Origin of the sequence: uncultured Ilumatobacter sp. (genome assembly GCF_963980585.1) — a bacterium.
Lineage (GTDB): Bacteria > Actinomycetota > Acidimicrobiia > Acidimicrobiales > Ilumatobacteraceae > Ilumatobacter_A.
In genome coordinates this window covers 1-15,073 of the sequence record NZ_CAXCAM010000010.1, presented here as the reverse complement: position 1 = coordinate 15,073, position 15,073 = coordinate 1, and the positions used below count along the sequence as shown (strand labels likewise).

Here is a 15,073-nt window from a genome sequence, read left to right as displayed (position 1 = left end):
CTCAATCTCATCGTGAATCAGCAACTTCGAGGACCATTGGCGCACACGTTGGGGGTTCCGATGCCGGTCGGTAGAGTTTCACGGCTGTTCGGCGCTGCCCTCTGTGGCCCGACAAGATCGAAGAAAAAGGCATCACCCACATGGCAAACATCAAGAGCCAGAAGAAGCGCATCCTCACCAACGCCAAGAGCGCTGAGCGCAATAAGGCCGTTCGTGCCGAGGTGAAGACGCGTGTGAAGGCCGCCCAGGCCGCGGTCGGCACCGACGGCGAGACCGAAGCCCTTCGTCTTGCAATCAAGCGCATCGACAAGGCGGCCCAGAAGGGCGTCATGCACAAGAACGCAGCAGCTCGTAAGAAGAGCCGCTTGATGAAGCAGCTGCAGCCCGCCGACTGAGCTTCCTCATTCCGATGTGAGCGCCGCCGTTGTGCGGCGCTTTTGTCGTTTTCGGCTCAGCGCAGCTTGCTCAAGCGAGCGACGAGGACTTCCATCACAAGTTCTGGTTCGAGATCCTTGGCGCCGCGTAGATCAAGATCGGCCTGCGCGATCCAATCGAGCGCCCGCTTGGTGTTGGCCCCACCGAGCTTATTGTAGTTCTGCAGCGCCTTCTTTGCCGGGAAACCCTTCAGACCCGTCGCCGCTGCGGCGTGATCCTCGTTGCGAGCTTCGACTCCATCAAGCTTCGCGATGCCGGCGTAATGGTTGTGCAGAATCGACATCACCTGCAGAGGGTGTCGTCCGCCTGCGTGGACCATTCGTCCGAGCAAGCCGAGCGCCTTCGTGGTGTCACCGGCCATGATCGCATCGGTGAGGTCCCACGGCGGAACTCCCCCGGCCTCACCAATGAACGGCTCGATCTGAGCAAACGACAACTTCTCGCCAGCCCCGTAGGTGCTCTTGAGCGTCGCGAGGATCCCGTCGAGCCGACCGGCGTCTTCGCCGAGCCACGTGGCGAGCTGAGCGGTCACTCCCCCGTCCATCTTCAGACCGGCTGCGCTGACCTGGTCGGCGAGCCAACTTCGCTTGTCACGACCCGGCGACGTGTTGTGCACCTTGCCTGAGGCCTTAACCGCGTCGCTGAGTTTCTTCGACAGCCGTCCTGTCCCGCCTGCGACGAGCACGAGATCTGAAGAATCAAGTGGGTTGTCAACGTAGGCCAAGAGCGGCACAAGGTCATCGGCGTTGAATCGACTGACCTGGCGTGCGATGACGACTCGCTTGTCGGTGAGGAACGGCATCGTCTGGGCCGCATCGACAACGAGTCGGAGTTCGTACTCCTCGCCGTCGAACTCATCGACCATCATCGAGCGCTCCCCATCACCGACCAACTCGTGCACGAGGTCGCTCACCGCAGTGCGCAGAATCGATTCGTCGTCACCGGTCAGGAGATGTGTTGCCATGGGGAGCCCGATTCTTACCGCGTCCAGCGCCAACTGCGACAACGATGACGCAGATCGTTGCGACGACGCCCCAACCGACCCAGGGCCATGGCAGCGCAGGCTCGATGCGTTCACCCGACATTGCAATGGTGTCGACCCATCGCGTTCCGAAGCGCGCGGGAAATATCAGCAGCTGTGCCAGAGCCGGAATCCATCCTGCGAACAGGCCAGCAGGCAACCCGTAGAGCATCACTGCGCCAGCCACCAGGACTGCCAGCAGGTTGACCGGCACGCTCACGAGCGGGGGTGCCCCTCGATGCCGAGGACGCTGCCGTACGATGAGTCCCGCGTGACGTCGTACACCTCTACCCCGCCCGGTACATCGGACCCCACAGATTCAGGCCGCGCCGGCGACCGGCCACTCATCGATGGGCCCCGCTGGTACCGCGCCCGCATTCGGTCGTGGGGCCCCCTCGCTGGCCTGGTGATTCCGACAATCGTCGGTGCCCTTTCCTACGCATCGTTGGAGTACTCCGACGCCTCCTGGAGCGGCGCGGTGGGCCTGGTCGGGGGCATCATCGCTGCGCCCGGCTTACTCGTCGTTGGGGCCCCATTCGGCGACTCAAGCCTGTACTCCCTTGCGATTACGGCGTCGGGCGTCCTCTGGTTGATCGTCGGCCTGATCGCGTCGCGGCAAGCCACGAGGAACCCTCTCGCCACGTGGGCTGACTACTGGCGCCACTATTTGTGGTTGGCCGGTGGCATCTGGGTCGGCGCAGGCATTGCGCTCGGCCTTGCCACGGTCTCGATCGGCGAAGCACTCTTCTGATCGGGATCACCGGATCGCACCGTGTCACGCGGTGACCAGGTCACGGAGGCCAGCAAGTTTGGCTGGGCCGAGGTCCAGAACCCGCTCAAGGTCGTCGGCGCCGAGGAACGGTCCGTTCCGATCTCGCTCCGCCACGATCGCTGCGGCCGTCGCTGGGCCCACGCCCGGGGAGGGTCTCAAGAAGACGCGCAGCGGCACGATTGACGTCGAGAGGCCCAGCCGGAGTCTCCGCGACCGGGCCCGACCCAACGGATGAGAGCGGCGGCGCCACCTCGCCCTCGACTGGCACATACCCACGCGCAAAGTCGACGAGACCGGCCAGGTTCAGCACGTCGAGATCAGCATCGGGAGTTGACCCCCAGCTGCCCGAACTGTTTCATCGACTCGCTCGCCATTCGGCAGTCGATAGACGCCCGGCTGAACAACGGCTCCGGCGACATGAACAAGAACTTCGTCCGGAGTGACGACCTCTGTCGGCTCGCTCGCAAAGACCGCTGGGGCGGCCAGTGTCGAGGCGGGCGCCTCTGCCGACGACCCTTGCGGCACCACCGCTTCGGCTGGCGGCGAAGGGGACCGGACGAGCCAGAACGCTCCGACACAGACGACCATCATCGACACGGCGGACACCGTCAGTCGCGCTACACCAAAGCAGCCGAGCCAGGGACGCACCCGATCGACAACCGGCTGCACCGGCGCGGGACGTGCCACCGCACCTTCAGGGACTTCCTCCACGATCGACCTCCTCGACCCGGAGTGCAACACGCGGGAATCCGGTCACGCTGAGCTTGCAATAGGAGGAGGTCGGTACGACCGGCCCTAACGGCTCCGGGCGCCCAGGCGCCCAGGATTTGTCATTCCTCCATCGCCTTGAGTCGACAGATGAACGACACCGGGCCAACTCAGTACAGACGCATCGTGAGCTGACGTCGATAGCCGGCGGTACGCGGATCGTCCGCCCCCATCAGCTCCAAAATGTCGACGAACTGCTGACGAGCGTCATCATCGTCCTTCACCTGATCGAGGAGCGCGATGAGCTTGCTGTCGTTGTCGTCATCCGGCGTCTCGCCGACGCGCGCCGACGCAGCAATCTTGCGGGTCCGATCGTTTTCGGGGATGCGTTCGATGAGCGCCAACGCCTCCTCGACACGACCGTCGGCCACGAGCAATTCGCCCAGCGCACCAATCGCATCTTCGTTGGCCGGCTCCATCTCCAACGCGATGCGCAGGCTGCCCTCATCGCCTCCGGCAATCAACTCGCTGATCGCCTGTTCCTGCTCGGACGGGGCCAGCGAGTCGATAAAGGCCTGGACCTCGTGCTCAGGCTGCGCTCCCATGAATCCATTGACCACGGCGCCATCCTGCAATGCGTACACCGCAGGAATCGACTGCACCTTGAACGCTTGACCGATTGCCGGGTTCTCGTCAATGTTCACCTTGACGAGCACGACCTTGCCGTCCGTCGCATCGATGACCGACTCGATAATTGGGCCCAGCGTCTTACACGGGCCGCACCATGGAGCCCACAGGTCGACCACGACGGTGACGTCCTTCGACTTCTCGATCACTTCGGACTCGAACGTTGCGTCGGTGACGTCGATTGCTGCCATCAGGCCAGGCTACCGAGCTGACATCAGGGCGGCCAGCGCGCCGGGCACGCAAGTCGTCGTCCCACGCGGGTCCCCATCTCGCGGGCATGGTCGCTACCCTCGGCTGCAATGAGTGATCATGCCGGCATCGACGTCACCAACGTCACCGCCTGGCTCGACGCGCATATCGAAGGCGCCCGGGGCCCGTACACGTTCGGCCTGATCGCCGGCGGCCACTCCAACCTCACCTTCGGCGTGCAGGACGCAGCGGACAACCATTTCGTCCTGAGGCGCCCACCGCTCGGCCACGTCCTGGCGAGCGCTCACGACATGAGTCGCGAGCACCGAATTATCTCGGGTCTCCAAAATTCCTCAGTACCCGTCGCCCCAGCTCTTGGGTTCTGCGATGATCTCGATGTCAACGGCGCACCGTTCTACGTGATGAGCTACGTCGACGGGAACGTCGTGCACGACCTCGACGAGGCAAGATCCACGCTCAGCGTCGAGGCCCGCGACAACGCAAGCCGGTCGCTGGTCGACACCATGGCCACCATTCACAGCGTCGACCTCGATGCAACCGGACTGACTGACCTCGGCCGCCATGAGGGATACATCGCACGACAGCTGAAGCGGTGGTACAGCCAGTGGAATCAGGGCAAAACCCGCGAGCTGGAGGCGGTCGATCGAGTGCACGCTGCGCTCGCGGCACGGATCCCCGACCAGGGCCCCGCCACGATCGTCCACGGCGACTATCGGCTCGACAACTGCATGGTCGACGACAACGGCAACGTGGTGGCCGTGCTCGACTGGGAGATTTGCACCCTCGGCGATCCGCTCGCCGACCTCGGACTGCTCCAGGTGTATTGGACGGGTCCCGACGACGAAGCGAGTGCTTGGGACGGCATTGCGACCACCGCCGACGGCTTCTGGAACCGTGCTGACCTGGTGGCCCGCTACGCCGAGGTGTCCGGGCGTGACATCTCCCAACTCGACTTCTACGTCGCATTCGCCTACTGGAAGCTCGCCTGCATCCTCGAGGGCGTCTACGGGCGCTACCTCGGTGGAGCGCTCGGCGATCAGGACCCTGCCGATCTCGAGCCCTTCAAACTTCAGGTCGACGCTGCAGCTGCCAAGGCCGAGCAGTACGTGGAGCAGTTCACATGAGCGAACAACCCGGCGCGCCCGGTACCAACACCGACATCGAATGGCTCACCACCGAGCCGATGTTGCACGAGCCAATCCTCATCGTGATGATGACGGGCTGGATCGATGCTGCAGGCGCCGCCGCGGCGGCAGTTCAGGTGGTCGCCGATGAGTGCGAAACCGCTCCGATGGCACGCTTCGACGATGACACATTCATCGACTATCGGGCCCGTCGCCCGACGATGGAGTTGCGCGACGGCGTCAATACCAACCTGCGATGGAGCCACATCGAGCTCCTCGCCGGTCGCTCCCCTGCGGGGCGCGACGTGCTCGTGTTGATGGGCCCTGAGCCCGACATGAACTGGCGACGCTTCTCGAAGGCCATTGGAGACATCGCGGTCGAACTCGGCGTCACCCACATGATTGGGTTCGGGGCGTACCCGTTTGCGGCGCCGCACACTCGCACGCCTCGGCTCTCCTGTTCCTCGCCCTCGATCGACGTGCTTGCCAATGTCAACTTCGCCCGCAGCTCGGTCGATGTGCCTGCGGGCATGGCCGCCGCACTCGAACACACGATGCATGACCGCAAGATCCCGGCTCTCGGCATCTGGGCACAAGTCCCGCACTACGTGTCGTCAATGACGTACCCCGCTTCGTCGGTCGCCCTGCTCGACGGATTGGCCGAGGCAACCGGTGTGCGCATTGCCGGCGCTGCGCTGCGCAACGAAGTCGGTATTCAGCGTGAACGGATCGACCAAATGGTCGCCGACAACGTCGACCACCAGCTGATGGTCACGCAGCTCGAGTCGTTGCATGACGCGGCGGTCGAAGACGATGCCGATGCCGCAGACGCCGCGGCCGAGATGCGCTTGAAGTCGGGCGACGAAATCGCCGCAGAAATCCAAGAGTTCCTCCGCGGCCAGCCCGACGCCTAGTCCCGCCACAGAGAGCCCCGACCCCGATGTGACGCGGGTCGGCGCACTACGTTCGCGTCATGAAGATCGACGGCAACATCGGTAACAACCTCCACGACGTGCCCGCTCAGGCAAAGGACGTCGAGGCTGCTGGCTACGCGGGAGCCTGGGTCGCCGAAATGGCACACGACCCGTTCCTCCCGTTGCTGCTCGCGGCCGAGCACACCGAAAACCTGGAGATCGGCACGTCGATCGCGGTGGCGTTCTCGCGGTCGCCGATGACCGTGGCGAACACCGCATGGGATCTGCAGGCGTACTCGAAGGGTCGGTTCGTCCTCGGTCTCGGTAGCCAGATCAAGCCGCACATCGAGAAGCGTTTCTCGATGGAGTGGAGCAAGCCTGCGGCCCGGATGCGTGAGTTTGCCTTGGCCATGCGAGCGATCTGGAACACGTGGCTCACCGGCGAGAAGCTCGAGTTCCGCGGCGAGTTCTACCGGCACACGTTGATGACCCCCATGTTCTCGCCCGACAAGCGTGAACTCGACGGTTTTGGTCCTCCGAAGATGTTTCTTGCTGGGGTCGGACCCCTGATGACCGAGGTCGCCGGCGAGGCATTCGACGGCTTCATTTGCCACGGCTTCACCACCGAGAAGTACCTGCGCGAGGTGACCATTCCTGCGCTGGCCCGTGGTCGAGAGAAGGCCGGCAAGACGATGGAAGGGTTCGAGATTGTCGGCCCATCGTTCGTCATCACTGGCAACAACGACGAAGAAATCGAGAAGGCTGCGATCGCCACTCGCAAGCAGATCGCGTTCTACGGTTCAACACCGGCGTATCGCCCCGTGCTCGACATGCATGGTTGGGGCGGGCTCCAAGACGAGCTGAACACACTGTCCAAGCAGGGCGAATGGGACAAGATGGGCACGCTCATCGACGACGAGATCCTCAATACGTTCGCTGTCGTCGGCGAGCCTGAGACGATCGCCGGTGAACTTGGTGCCCGATACGGCGACGTCATTCAGCGTCTCAGTTTCTATGCCCCGTACGCCAGCGACCCCGACCGTTGGTCCAAGGTGATGGCCGACCTCCGCGAGGTCTGATTCGTCACCCGACGGACAACCTCCTCGTCAACTTCCTCATCGCCCTGGCGCTGGGCATCCTCGCGAGCCAATCCGCGATCTTCGGCCTGCTCTACGTCGTCTATGCCCTTGGGGCGTTCTTGCCGAGTCTCGCAATCGCAGTGCGACGGCTCCACGACACCGGCAAGTCGGGTTGGATGTTGCTCATCAGCCTCATCGCCATTGTTGGTTTCATTGTGCTGCTCGTCTTCCTCGTGGGAGCGAGCATGGGCACGAACGCGTACGGCGCAGCCGCCGAGGACTGATCGATGATGTCTCGGGATTGAGCCGACTCGATCCCGAGATCAGTCAAAGTTCGATGGTGCCGGACACGCGCACGTCGGCCACGCCTCCGACCCAAATCTCTCCGTCGGCCTGTTCGACCGAGATGCTGCCCGTGGTTTGCGCTGCGACATACGGCGCTTCCACAATGCCCATGGCGAGCAGCCACTGAGCAACGGACGCATTGAGACTGCCGGTCACCGGATCCTCGCGAATCGAGCCGTTCGGGTCGTTGAAGAACGCACGGAGCTCAATCGTTGCGACATGACCGACCGGGTGGAGCCCGACCACGCCAACATCGAAGTGGCTCGCCGTGGCGGTTGGTGCAGGCAGACCGAGCACGTGCTGAGCAGACGAGAGCAGCAGGCCCATCCAGCCGGGACCGTTGTCGATCCAACTGCTGTCGACGACGTCGGCCGCGTCGATCCCGAGCACGTCGAGCACCCGGTCGAGATCGTTGGCATCGACGGGCTCGTGCCGGGTCATGGGCGGAGCGGCGAACGCAAGAGCACCAGATGCCGACTGGCGAATCTTGATGAGCCCGGCACCGCATTCCTGCACGATCACGCCATCACGCTTCGGGATACCGCCGGCTGCGAGCCATGCGGCACATGCCCCAAGCGTCGGGTGACCGGCGAAGGGCAACTCAGACTTTGGTTCGAAGATCCGGACTCGATAGTCCGCTGCAGCCACTGTCGGCGCGAGCAGGAACGCCACCTCAGACAAGTTGGTCCACCGAGTGACAGTCTGCATTGTCGTTGCCGACAGGTCCTGAGCCTGGTGCAGCACCGCCAGGGGGTTTCCGGTGAAGGGGCCCGCAGCAAACACGTCAACCTGGTCAAAACGGTAGGTCCTCACTGTTTGCCCTCATCTTCCGGTCCGTCTTGTCCGTCATGGCTGCACCGGCCGCAGACACCCTCGAGGGCGAAGTGTCCCGGCTCCAGCGTGAAGCCGATCGCATTGCGGGCTTCGGAAATAAACCGCTCAACCGTGTCGGCAGGCACGGATGTGATTCCGCCACAATCTCGGCACACCGCGATCAGTCCGTGGTCGCCACCGAGCCGGACGAGCGACGGTCCGTGCCCTGCATGCACATGCGTGACGATGCCGCGGTCGGACAACACGCTGATCGTGCGATAGACGGTTGCCTCGTGGATGCCCGCTGCCTCAGCTTGTGCCAGGGTCGTCAGCGCCCCTGCATCGATGGGCCCGCCGTGCCGCAGGAGCGCTGTGAGCACCGCGACCCGCGGCCCCGTCGCCCGACAGTTGTGCGTCCGGAGGATTGCCTCGGCGTCCTCGACCGTCCAGCCGTCGACCGTCCAGCCATCGAGGGGAGTCACTGACTCGTCATTCGCGTCCATCGGCCGAGATTAGTGATCGACCATCAGCGATGAACGTTGACCCGGTTGCTGGCGTCAGTGTGCATGGCCGACGCCCGCAGCGCGTCGGCGGAACGAACCGCCCGCGACAAAGGCAAGCACGAAGAACACCGCTGCTGTGAGCACGATTGTCGGACCTGACGCGACATCGAGGTGGTAGCTGGCGTTCATCCCGACAAACCCGCTGACCGCTCCGATCAAGCCGGCGAGCATGAGCATCCGGGAGAAGCTGTCGGTCAGCATGCGCGCCACCACCGCGGGGATGACCAGGTTGGCGGCGATGAGCGTGACGCCCATGACATTCATCGTCGACAACACCGTGGCAGACAGCAACACCATCAGAAGTGCATCGACCACGTTGGTCCGCACGCCCGTGGCCCGCGCCACTTCGGCATCGAAGGTGGTGAACAACAGCTGGCGATATCCGATGAAGATGAACGCGAGCGCACCGATCGAAACGCCGACGATCAGCCAGACGTCGGCCCAAGTGACGCCGAGCACGTTCCCGAAGAGCAGCGCATCGGCGTTCCGACCGGGCGACCCGTAGATCTGAACGACCGCAAGGCCGAAGGCGAACGCCGCAGTGGTCACGACACCGATCGCCGCATCCGATCCAATCGGTCGGCGCCGCACGATGCCGCCGATGGCCAACGCGGTCAACACGCCCCATGCCCCAGCGCCGAGGAACAGGTTGATCCCGAGCAACCCGGCCACCGCGTATCCGCCGAAGATGGAGTGCGAGAGCCCGTGGCCGATATAGCTCATGTTCCGCAATACGACATAGCAGCCGACGACCCCGCAGAGTGCGCCTGCAAGCGTCGCCACGAGCACACCGTTGCGGAAGAATTCGAACTCGAACGGCTTGAACACGTCGAGTGCCACGAGGCCTGGCTGTGCCACCGAGTTCACGCAGTCGCCTCGCCGGCGTCGCGAACGACGCCGAGCGGCGCGTCGACGACCACGCGCATTCCACCGTGCTCAAGGATGTGCATCGGCGAGCCGTAGGTCCGTTCGAGGACATCGGGAACCAGCACTTCGTCAGGCGAACCAGCCCCGATAATGCGGGTGTTCAGGCACACGATCTTCGGCAGATGCGCGGCGATCCCGTTGAGATCGTGGGTCGTCAACACGATCGTCAAGCCCTGCTGGTTGAGCTCATCAAGCAGGTGCAGGACATCGTGACGGGTGCGGACGTCCAACCCGGACGTCGGCTCGTCGAGGAAGATGACCTCGGCCTTGGTGAACAACGCCCGTGCGAGAAAGACACGCTGCTGCTGTCCTCCCGAGAGGTCACGAATGTGGCGGTGCCCGAGGCCTTCCAGGCCAAGCCGTTCGAGCACCTCGCGGATTTCGACACGTTCGGCACGCCTGATCCATGGAGTCCGCCAGCCGCGAGCTCGAGCCATTCCGACGCACTCGGCAACAGTGACCGGAAAGCTCCAGTCAATCTGTTCGACCTGGGGCACCAAGCCCACGGTCAGACCGGATCTCCGCACGACGGTGCCAGTCGATGGAGCAACCGTGCCAAGCAACGCCTTGAGGAGCGTCGACTTACCCGACCCCGAGGGCCCGACGATGCCGACCAAATCGCCGTCGGCTATCGACAAGTCGACGTCGCTGAGCACCTCGCCAACGCCATAGTCGACGCTCAACTGTGCCGCTTCAATCATGGCTGCGCCCGGCTTGACTGCCCCCATCGTGGGGGTCCGACTCGCGGGTAGCCCAATCATTGGGGGTACGTCGCTTCGTCGGTCGCGACGTTCCTGAGCTCGAACGCCGCGAGCGTCGCAGAGTCGCCACCGAGCGCATCGGTCATCGTGACAAAGTTGGACTTCATCAAACCGAGCCAGGAATGCTCGGCTGCGCCGGGCTCACCCGGCAGATCGTCGTCCCGAAGGTCGTCGACATACACCGCCCCGGTCTCGTTTGCGATCTGCTCGAGGACGGGCGAAGGGAAGACCTCCGAGCCAAACACCGCCGGCACCCCCTCCGCGTCGATCTGCTCGATCAGGTCGATGACGTCACCTGCAGTGGGCTCGCCGAAGTCGGCCGGCTGCACCGCACCGATGACGTTCCACCCATAGGTGTCGGCAAAGTAGGCGTACGCGTCGTGATACGTGACCAGCTTGCGTTGATCGACTGGAATCGTGTCGAACGTTGCGGCGATGACCTCATCGAACTCGTCGACCAGTGAGCTGAACGCTGTAAAATTGGTGTCGTAGAACGACTCGCCGTCGGGATCGACGCCGACCATGGTGTCGCGGATCAGACCGGCGTACACCTTGACCAGCGTCGGATCGGTCCAGAGGTGCGGATTGGGCTTGCCATCCGATTCAGGAAATGAGAAGTCGTACTTGTACTGGTCGGGTCGAATCGTCTCGTCGCCCAACTCGACGAGTGGTACGCCATTGGCAAGGTTGGCTTCGGCGAGTTCCTTCGTCGGTTCTTCTAACTGCAGTCCATTGATGAAGACCACGTCAGCAGTGCTCAACAATTCGGCTGCCGAAGGAGGCGGCTCGAAGGTGTGCGAGTTGGTTCCTTCGGGAACCAGGCCAACAATCTTCGCTCGATCGCCGATGATGTTGGCCGCGATCGAAGTGATGGGTGCGACCGTCGTGACCACGAGGAGCCGATCGTCCGAGGGCTCACCAGACGACGAGTCGGAACCGCCGCCACCCCCGCAGGAGACAGCAACGAGACTCGCGAGCACAGCGAGCGAAGCAAAACGAAAGGGGAAATGACTGCTCATCAAGTGCAACGCTAGATGCGAGCTGATCGCAACACGATGTCGTCCTCAAAAGAATCAGAGTGAAATATGACCGACCGACGCAATCAGGGCACCATCAGGTGGGCAATTGAGAGCGGATGTACATTGACCGAACAGCTATGACCATCACACAGCACGACACCACCGATCCGGCCGGCCCCTCCGGCCGACACGACGATCACGGAATCCGTCTTTTGACGGGCCTGCTCACCGACAACGACGCAGCAGACGCGCTCGCATTTGCGGCGGCCGGCGGCTCCGTACTCGTCGCACCAGAGCCAGACGACGCCGTCGCTGCTGAGCTCTGTGGCGTCCGGGTCGAAGCCGCGCTCCCTCGTGCCGAGTGGTTCGTCACGCTTGCCGACCGCCCCGAAACCGTTCGCCTCGACGGAGAGGTGCCCATTTTCAGCACCCTCCGCACGCTCAACGTCATTGGAAGCGACACAGCGATTGCCGCCACGACAAGTGTTCGGTTCCACCATGAGCCGACCATCACCGTCCGACGCGTCGGGAGCGGCTGCATCGTTGCGTCCGGGGTGGCTGACCTCGATGCGCTCCAGCAACATCGCACGCTGGGCATCTACGTTGCTCGACTCCTCCGCCCAGCATTCCCGACGAGCACGCCGACTCTCGGCCTCGCCGTCGTCGGGTACGGCCCATTCGGCGGCATGGGTTACCTGCATGGCCTCGCAGCTACCGAGACCGACGGGTTGGCCTTCACAGCTGCGGCCGATAACTCGCCGGATCGCATCGAAGCAGCACGTCTCGACTTCTCTGATCTTGTCGGCCATGATTCCGCCACCTCGCTCGCCACGGACGACGATGTCGACGTGGTCGTGATCGCTACGCCCCCGAGCTTCCACGCCGAGTTGGCCATCGAACTCCTCCGTGCCGGCAAGCACGTCGTCATGGAGAAGCCGATGGCGATCACACGCGCTGACGCAGAGCAGGTCATCGCCACCGCAGCCGAGCACGACCGGACCGTGACGGTGCACCAGAGCCGCCGCTGGGACACCGATTTTCTTGCCGTCCAGCGCCTAATGCGCAACGGCGATCTCGGTGAGGTGTTCAACATCGAGACCTTCGTCGGCGGCTTCGAACATCCGTGCCGAGCCTGGCATTCGGAAGACTCCATCTCCGGCGGCGCCGTCTACGACTGGGGTTCACACCATGTCGACTGGATCAACCAGCTCTACGGCAGCGCACCGAGTCGAGTCCTGTGCACCACCCACACCCGGGTGTGGCACGACACGACGAACGTCGACCAACTGTCGCTGTGGATGCAGTGGGCTGACGGCCGTGAGGCCACTTTCCGCCAGAGTGACGTCTGCGCCATTCGGCGCCCCAAGTTCCACATCGAGGGAACAGCAGCGACCGTCGAGGGCCACTACCGGCCGCTCCGCACTGACGCTGTGGTCCCCGGACGAGGCCATCTTGAACACAACTCCCACCATGCCGAAGCACCTGTCGACTTGACCGTCGGCCGCTACGACGGCGAGCACGGCATCGTCACCTCGCAGGTCCGACCGGCGCCCGATCAGGGTTGGGGCTTTCACCGCAACCTTGCCGACCACCTCCTGCTCGGCGAGTCCCTTGCGGTCGAACCGGAGCAGTCGCGCGATGTTGTCGCAGTGCTCGAAGCAGCCCATCGTTCGGGCAATGAGGGCGGATCCCTCATCGAACTCTAAAGATGCGACACATCACGGGTCGCCGCGCATTGTTGCGGTCGGCATGATCGGGATCGGCGTCATCGGCGCGGGATCGATGGTTGCGCGCCTGGCTGTGCTGCCTGCAATTGTTGCCAGCACTCACGCGACACTCGCTGCTGCTTCGTCGTTGAGCACCCCACCATCGTCCGTTTGGTCTGATGTGTCTGTTGCCGACTATCAGGCTGTCCTCGATCACCCAGACGTCGACGCCGTGTACATCCCGCTGCCAAACGCCATGCACGAGGAGTGGACAATCAAGGCCGCCGCAGCGGGCAAGCACGTACTCTGTGAGAAGCCGATCGCGGCGAGCGTGCAGGCCGCAGAGCGGATGCGAGTGGCATGCGACGATGCAGGCGTTCTGCTCGCCGAAGCGTGGATGACACCGTTCGACCCCCGCTGGGCAGAAGTGATGCGTCTTGCCGCCACTGGACTGGTCGGCGCCATCACCGAAGTTCGCTCAACCTTCACGTTCACGATTGGACCCGAGGCGAGCGACAACTACCGATGGGACCCGGCACAGGGTGGCGGTGCCCTGCTCGACGTCGGCATCTACTGCCTCGGGCCCGCCGTCCAGCTGTGGGGGTCGAAGCCGTCGCACATCGACGCCTCGATCACGCCCGCCGCGCTTCGTGGAAGCGGCAGTGTCGATGCGGCGACCACCGCGACACTTCGTTGGGGCGAGAGCCGATCCGCTCGTATTCGTTGCTCGTTCATCGATGCCGAGGAGCAGCGACTCGAGCTCGTCGGTTCCGATGGCACATTGCTGCTCGAAGGCGACGCCCACACCGGCGGGACCAGGGCGACGCAGATCGTCTTGCGCTCGAACGACGGAACAACATCGACCATCAACGTGGCGGCGGCTGACCCGTACCTGACCATGGTCGATGCGTTCGCCGCCGCTGTGGCTCACCAGGAACCGTGGGAGCATTCCGCCGAAGACAGCCTCAACATGTTGGGCCTGATCGAGAAGATCTTGGAGGTTTCATGAACACCCTGTCCACCGAACGCCCCGCGCCACGCCACGAGTGGCATGAGCTGGCGGCGAGCAGCATCCATGCGGTCCACTGGGACCCCGTCGAGCCGACGGCGCCACCATGTCTCCTCGTCCACGGCCTAGCTTCAAATGCCCATCTCTGGGACGGCGTCGGTTGGCGCCTTGCTCAAATGGGGCATCCGACTGTGGCCATCGATCAGCGCGGCCATGGCCAATCTTCAAAGCCTGACGACGACTACGCTATGGTGACGGTCGCCAACGAAGTCCACGAACTCATTGCGCTCTGGGATTGGACCGCGCCGCTTGTCGCCGGTCAGTCATGGGGCGCAAATGTTGTGCTCGAGTTTGCCCACCGCCACCCCGGCATTGCCCAATCGATTACATGCGTCGACGGCGGATTCATCCAACTGCAGGATCGTTTCCCGGTCTGGGACGATGCAGCTGCCGCAATGGCGCCACCGAAATTGATCGGCACACCGTTCGACCGGATGCAAAAGTGGATGGCGTCGTCGAACCCCGACTGGCCGGAAGAAGGTCGGCTCGGTCAGCTCGCCAATTTCGAAGTTCGCGATGACGGCACCATCGCTCCATGGCTCACGTTCGAACGACATCTCCAAGTGCTTCGCGGATTGTGGGAGCACCAGCCGTCCGCGCTGTACCCGGAGGTCAACACACCGCTGTTGATGATTCCCGCCGACACCGGCGACGTCGCTTGGACCTCGTCGAAACGCCAGGCAGTCGATGCTGCGATCGCAGCGCTCCCCCACGGCCGCGCCGAGTGGTTCAGCCCCGCGCATCATGACGTGCACGCGCAGCACCCGGCCAAGGTGGCCGATCTGCTTCATCGAGCTTCCACGGAGGCAGACTTCTTCCCATGAGCGCTCGATCAACTCCATCCGCATCGTCCGCAGCATCGTCAGCAGCATCGTCAGCAGCATCGACCGCCGCATCGTCCGTGGGGCTTCCCCGTCTGC

General features: G+C 63.7%; 19 protein-coding genes. 9 read left to right on the top strand and 10 right to left on the bottom strand.

What is annotated here, in order from left to right; all coding sequences use genetic code 11:
- Window positions 1-140 precede the first annotated feature (140 nt).
- A complete protein-coding gene (gene rpsT / locus ACH2DW_RS05040; RefSeq protein WP_394928627.1) occupies window positions 141-395 on the top strand; it encodes a 30S ribosomal protein S20 in 255 nt (84 codons plus the stop codon).
- A 56-nt stretch (window positions 396-451) separates the two neighbouring features.
- Here the strand turns inward: rpsT and holA are convergent, their stop codons facing one another.
- Complete coding sequence (gene holA / locus ACH2DW_RS05035) at window positions 452-1,399, bottom strand: DNA polymerase III subunit delta (RefSeq protein ID WP_394928626.1); 948 nt, start codon at window positions 1,397-1,399, stop codon at window positions 452-454.
- Window positions 1,374-1,676, bottom strand: a complete 303-nt coding sequence (locus tag ACH2DW_RS05030) for a hypothetical protein (RefSeq protein WP_394928625.1) — start codon at window positions 1,674-1,676, stop codon at window positions 1,374-1,376. Before ACH2DW_RS05030 ends, holA begins: the two co-directional genes overlap by 26 nt.
- 51 nt (window positions 1,677-1,727) lie before the next feature.
- Between ACH2DW_RS05030 and ACH2DW_RS05025 the strand changes: the two genes are divergently transcribed.
- On the top strand, window positions 1,728-2,207 hold the full coding sequence (locus ACH2DW_RS05025) for a hypothetical protein (RefSeq protein ID WP_394928624.1): 480 nt from the start codon (window positions 1,728-1,730) through the stop codon (window positions 2,205-2,207).
- A gap of 24 nt (window positions 2,208-2,231) precedes the next feature.
- Here the strand turns inward: ACH2DW_RS05025 and ACH2DW_RS05020 are convergent, their stop codons facing one another.
- The 3 genes from ACH2DW_RS05020 to ACH2DW_RS05010 all read right to left on the bottom strand — a co-directional run bounded on the left by ACH2DW_RS05020 (window position 2,232) and on the right by ACH2DW_RS05010 (window position 3,814).
- Window positions 2,232-2,369 (bottom strand): ComEA family DNA-binding protein, encoded by a 138-nt coding sequence (locus tag ACH2DW_RS05020; RefSeq protein WP_394928623.1) that lies wholly within the window; start codon window positions 2,367-2,369, stop codon window positions 2,232-2,234.
- Between the two features lie 162 nt (window positions 2,370-2,531).
- A complete protein-coding gene (locus ACH2DW_RS05015; RefSeq protein WP_394928622.1) occupies window positions 2,532-2,939 on the bottom strand; it encodes a hypothetical protein in 408 nt (135 codons plus the stop codon).
- Between the two features lie 167 nt (window positions 2,940-3,106).
- The gene (locus ACH2DW_RS05010; RefSeq protein WP_394928621.1) at window positions 3,107-3,814 is read right to left on the bottom strand and encodes a tetratricopeptide repeat protein; all 708 of its coding nucleotides are present in this window, start codon (window positions 3,812-3,814) and stop codon (window positions 3,107-3,109) included.
- 108 nt (window positions 3,815-3,922) lie between these two features.
- Between ACH2DW_RS05010 and ACH2DW_RS05005 the strand changes: the two genes are divergently transcribed.
- The 4 genes from ACH2DW_RS05005 to ACH2DW_RS04990 are packed head-to-tail and all read left to right on the top strand — an operon-like array spanning window position 3,923 to window position 7,234.
- Window positions 3,923-4,957, top strand: coding sequence for a phosphotransferase family protein (locus ACH2DW_RS05005; RefSeq protein WP_394928620.1), 1,035 nt, complete (start codon window positions 3,923-3,925; stop codon window positions 4,955-4,957).
- The gene (locus ACH2DW_RS05000) at window positions 4,954-5,871 is read left to right on the top strand and encodes a PAC2 family protein (RefSeq protein ID WP_394928619.1); all 918 of its coding nucleotides are present in this window, start codon (window positions 4,954-4,956) and stop codon (window positions 5,869-5,871) included. Before ACH2DW_RS05005 ends, ACH2DW_RS05000 begins: the two co-directional genes overlap by 4 nt.
- Before the next feature lie 59 nt (window positions 5,872-5,930).
- Window positions 5,931-6,950, top strand: a complete 1,020-nt coding sequence (locus ACH2DW_RS04995) for an LLM class F420-dependent oxidoreductase (RefSeq protein ID WP_394928618.1) — start codon at window positions 5,931-5,933, stop codon at window positions 6,948-6,950.
- Window positions 6,914-7,234 carry a DUF805 domain-containing protein gene (locus ACH2DW_RS04990; RefSeq protein WP_394928617.1) on the top strand — a complete coding sequence of 107 codons (321 nt, stop codon included), beginning with the start codon at window positions 6,914-6,916 and terminating at the stop codon, window positions 7,232-7,234. The genes ACH2DW_RS04995 and ACH2DW_RS04990 overlap by 37 nt, the downstream gene beginning before the upstream one ends.
- A gap of 43 nt (window positions 7,235-7,277) precedes the next feature.
- Here ACH2DW_RS04990 and ACH2DW_RS04985 read toward each other — a convergent pair whose 3' ends face one another.
- Genes ACH2DW_RS04985 through ACH2DW_RS04965 form a run of 5 tightly spaced genes read right to left on the bottom strand, consistent with a single transcriptional unit; the run spans window position 7,278 to window position 11,378 of the window.
- On the bottom strand, window positions 7,278-8,108 hold the full coding sequence (locus ACH2DW_RS04985) for a PhzF family phenazine biosynthesis protein (protein WP_394928616.1): 831 nt from the start codon (window positions 8,106-8,108) through the stop codon (window positions 7,278-7,280).
- The gene (locus ACH2DW_RS04980; RefSeq protein WP_394928615.1) at window positions 8,105-8,611 is read right to left on the bottom strand and encodes a Fur family transcriptional regulator; all 507 of its coding nucleotides are present in this window, start codon (window positions 8,609-8,611) and stop codon (window positions 8,105-8,107) included. The genes ACH2DW_RS04985 and ACH2DW_RS04980 overlap by 4 nt, the downstream gene beginning before the upstream one ends.
- A gap of 54 nt (window positions 8,612-8,665) precedes the next feature.
- Window positions 8,666-9,511, bottom strand: a complete 846-nt coding sequence (locus ACH2DW_RS04975) for a metal ABC transporter permease (protein ID WP_394928614.1) — start codon at window positions 9,509-9,511, stop codon at window positions 8,666-8,668.
- A gap of 23 nt (window positions 9,512-9,534) precedes the next feature.
- Entirely contained in the window at window positions 9,535-10,359 is an 825-nt protein-coding gene (locus tag ACH2DW_RS04970; RefSeq protein WP_394928613.1) for a metal ABC transporter ATP-binding protein, read from the bottom strand.
- Window positions 10,356-11,378, bottom strand: a complete 1,023-nt coding sequence (locus ACH2DW_RS04965; RefSeq protein ID WP_394928612.1) for a metal ABC transporter substrate-binding protein — start codon at window positions 11,376-11,378, stop codon at window positions 10,356-10,358. Before ACH2DW_RS04965 ends, ACH2DW_RS04970 begins: the two co-directional genes overlap by 4 nt.
- A 137-nt stretch (window positions 11,379-11,515) precedes the next feature.
- On the opposite strand from ACH2DW_RS04965, the gene ACH2DW_RS04960 reads away from it, so the two are divergent.
- The 3 genes from ACH2DW_RS04960 to ACH2DW_RS04950 are packed head-to-tail and all read left to right on the top strand — an operon-like array spanning window position 11,516 to window position 14,977.
- A complete protein-coding gene (locus ACH2DW_RS04960; RefSeq protein ID WP_394928611.1) occupies window positions 11,516-13,084 on the top strand; it encodes a Gfo/Idh/MocA family protein in 1,569 nt (522 codons plus the stop codon).
- On the top strand, window positions 13,056-14,093 hold the full coding sequence (locus ACH2DW_RS04955; RefSeq protein ID WP_394928610.1) for a Gfo/Idh/MocA family protein: 1,038 nt from the start codon (window positions 13,056-13,058) through the stop codon (window positions 14,091-14,093). Before ACH2DW_RS04960 ends, ACH2DW_RS04955 begins: the two co-directional genes overlap by 29 nt.
- Window positions 14,090-14,977 carry an alpha/beta fold hydrolase gene (locus ACH2DW_RS04950; protein ID WP_394928609.1) on the top strand — a complete coding sequence of 296 codons (888 nt, stop codon included), beginning with the start codon at window positions 14,090-14,092 and terminating at the stop codon, window positions 14,975-14,977. The genes ACH2DW_RS04955 and ACH2DW_RS04950 overlap by 4 nt, the downstream gene beginning before the upstream one ends.
- Window positions 14,978-15,073: the final 96 nt, after the last annotated feature.

What these genes read in the sequence shown, in the direction of transcription:
- ACH2DW_RS04965 (WP_394928612.1), bottom strand. Translation starts at nt 11,378, where the DNA reads ATGAGCAGTCATTTCCCCTTTCGTTTTGCTTCGCTCGCTGTGCTCGCG.
- ACH2DW_RS04980 (WP_394928615.1), bottom strand. Translation starts at nt 8,611, where the DNA reads ATGGACGCGAATGACGAGTCAGTGACTCCCCTCGATGGCTGGACGGTC.
- ACH2DW_RS05005 (WP_394928620.1), top strand. Translation starts at nt 3,923, where the DNA reads ATGAGTGATCATGCCGGCATCGACGTCACCAACGTCACCGCCTGGCTC.
- ACH2DW_RS04955 (WP_394928610.1), top strand. Translation starts at nt 13,056, where the DNA reads ATGAGGGCGGATCCCTCATCGAACTCTAAAGATGCGACACATCACGGG.
- ACH2DW_RS04960 (WP_394928611.1), top strand. Translation starts at nt 11,516, where the DNA reads ATGACCATCACACAGCACGACACCACCGATCCGGCCGGCCCCTCCGGC.
- ACH2DW_RS05010 (WP_394928621.1), bottom strand. Translation starts at nt 3,814, where the DNA reads ATGGCAGCAATCGACGTCACCGACGCAACGTTCGAGTCCGAAGTGATC.
- rpsT (WP_394928627.1), top strand. Translation starts at nt 141, where the DNA reads ATGGCAAACATCAAGAGCCAGAAGAAGCGCATCCTCACCAACGCCAAG.
- ACH2DW_RS05000 (WP_394928619.1), top strand. Translation starts at nt 4,954, where the DNA reads ATGAGCGAACAACCCGGCGCGCCCGGTACCAACACCGACATCGAATGG.
- ACH2DW_RS04970 (WP_394928613.1), bottom strand. Translation starts at nt 10,359, where the DNA reads ATGATTGGGCTACCCGCGAGTCGGACCCCCACGATGGGGGCAGTCAAG.
- ACH2DW_RS04995 (WP_394928618.1), top strand. Translation starts at nt 5,931, where the DNA reads ATGAAGATCGACGGCAACATCGGTAACAACCTCCACGACGTGCCCGCT.
- ACH2DW_RS04950 (WP_394928609.1), top strand. Translation starts at nt 14,090, where the DNA reads ATGAACACCCTGTCCACCGAACGCCCCGCGCCACGCCACGAGTGGCAT.
- holA (WP_394928626.1), bottom strand. Translation starts at nt 1,399, where the DNA reads ATGGCAACACATCTCCTGACCGGTGACGACGAATCGATTCTGCGCACT.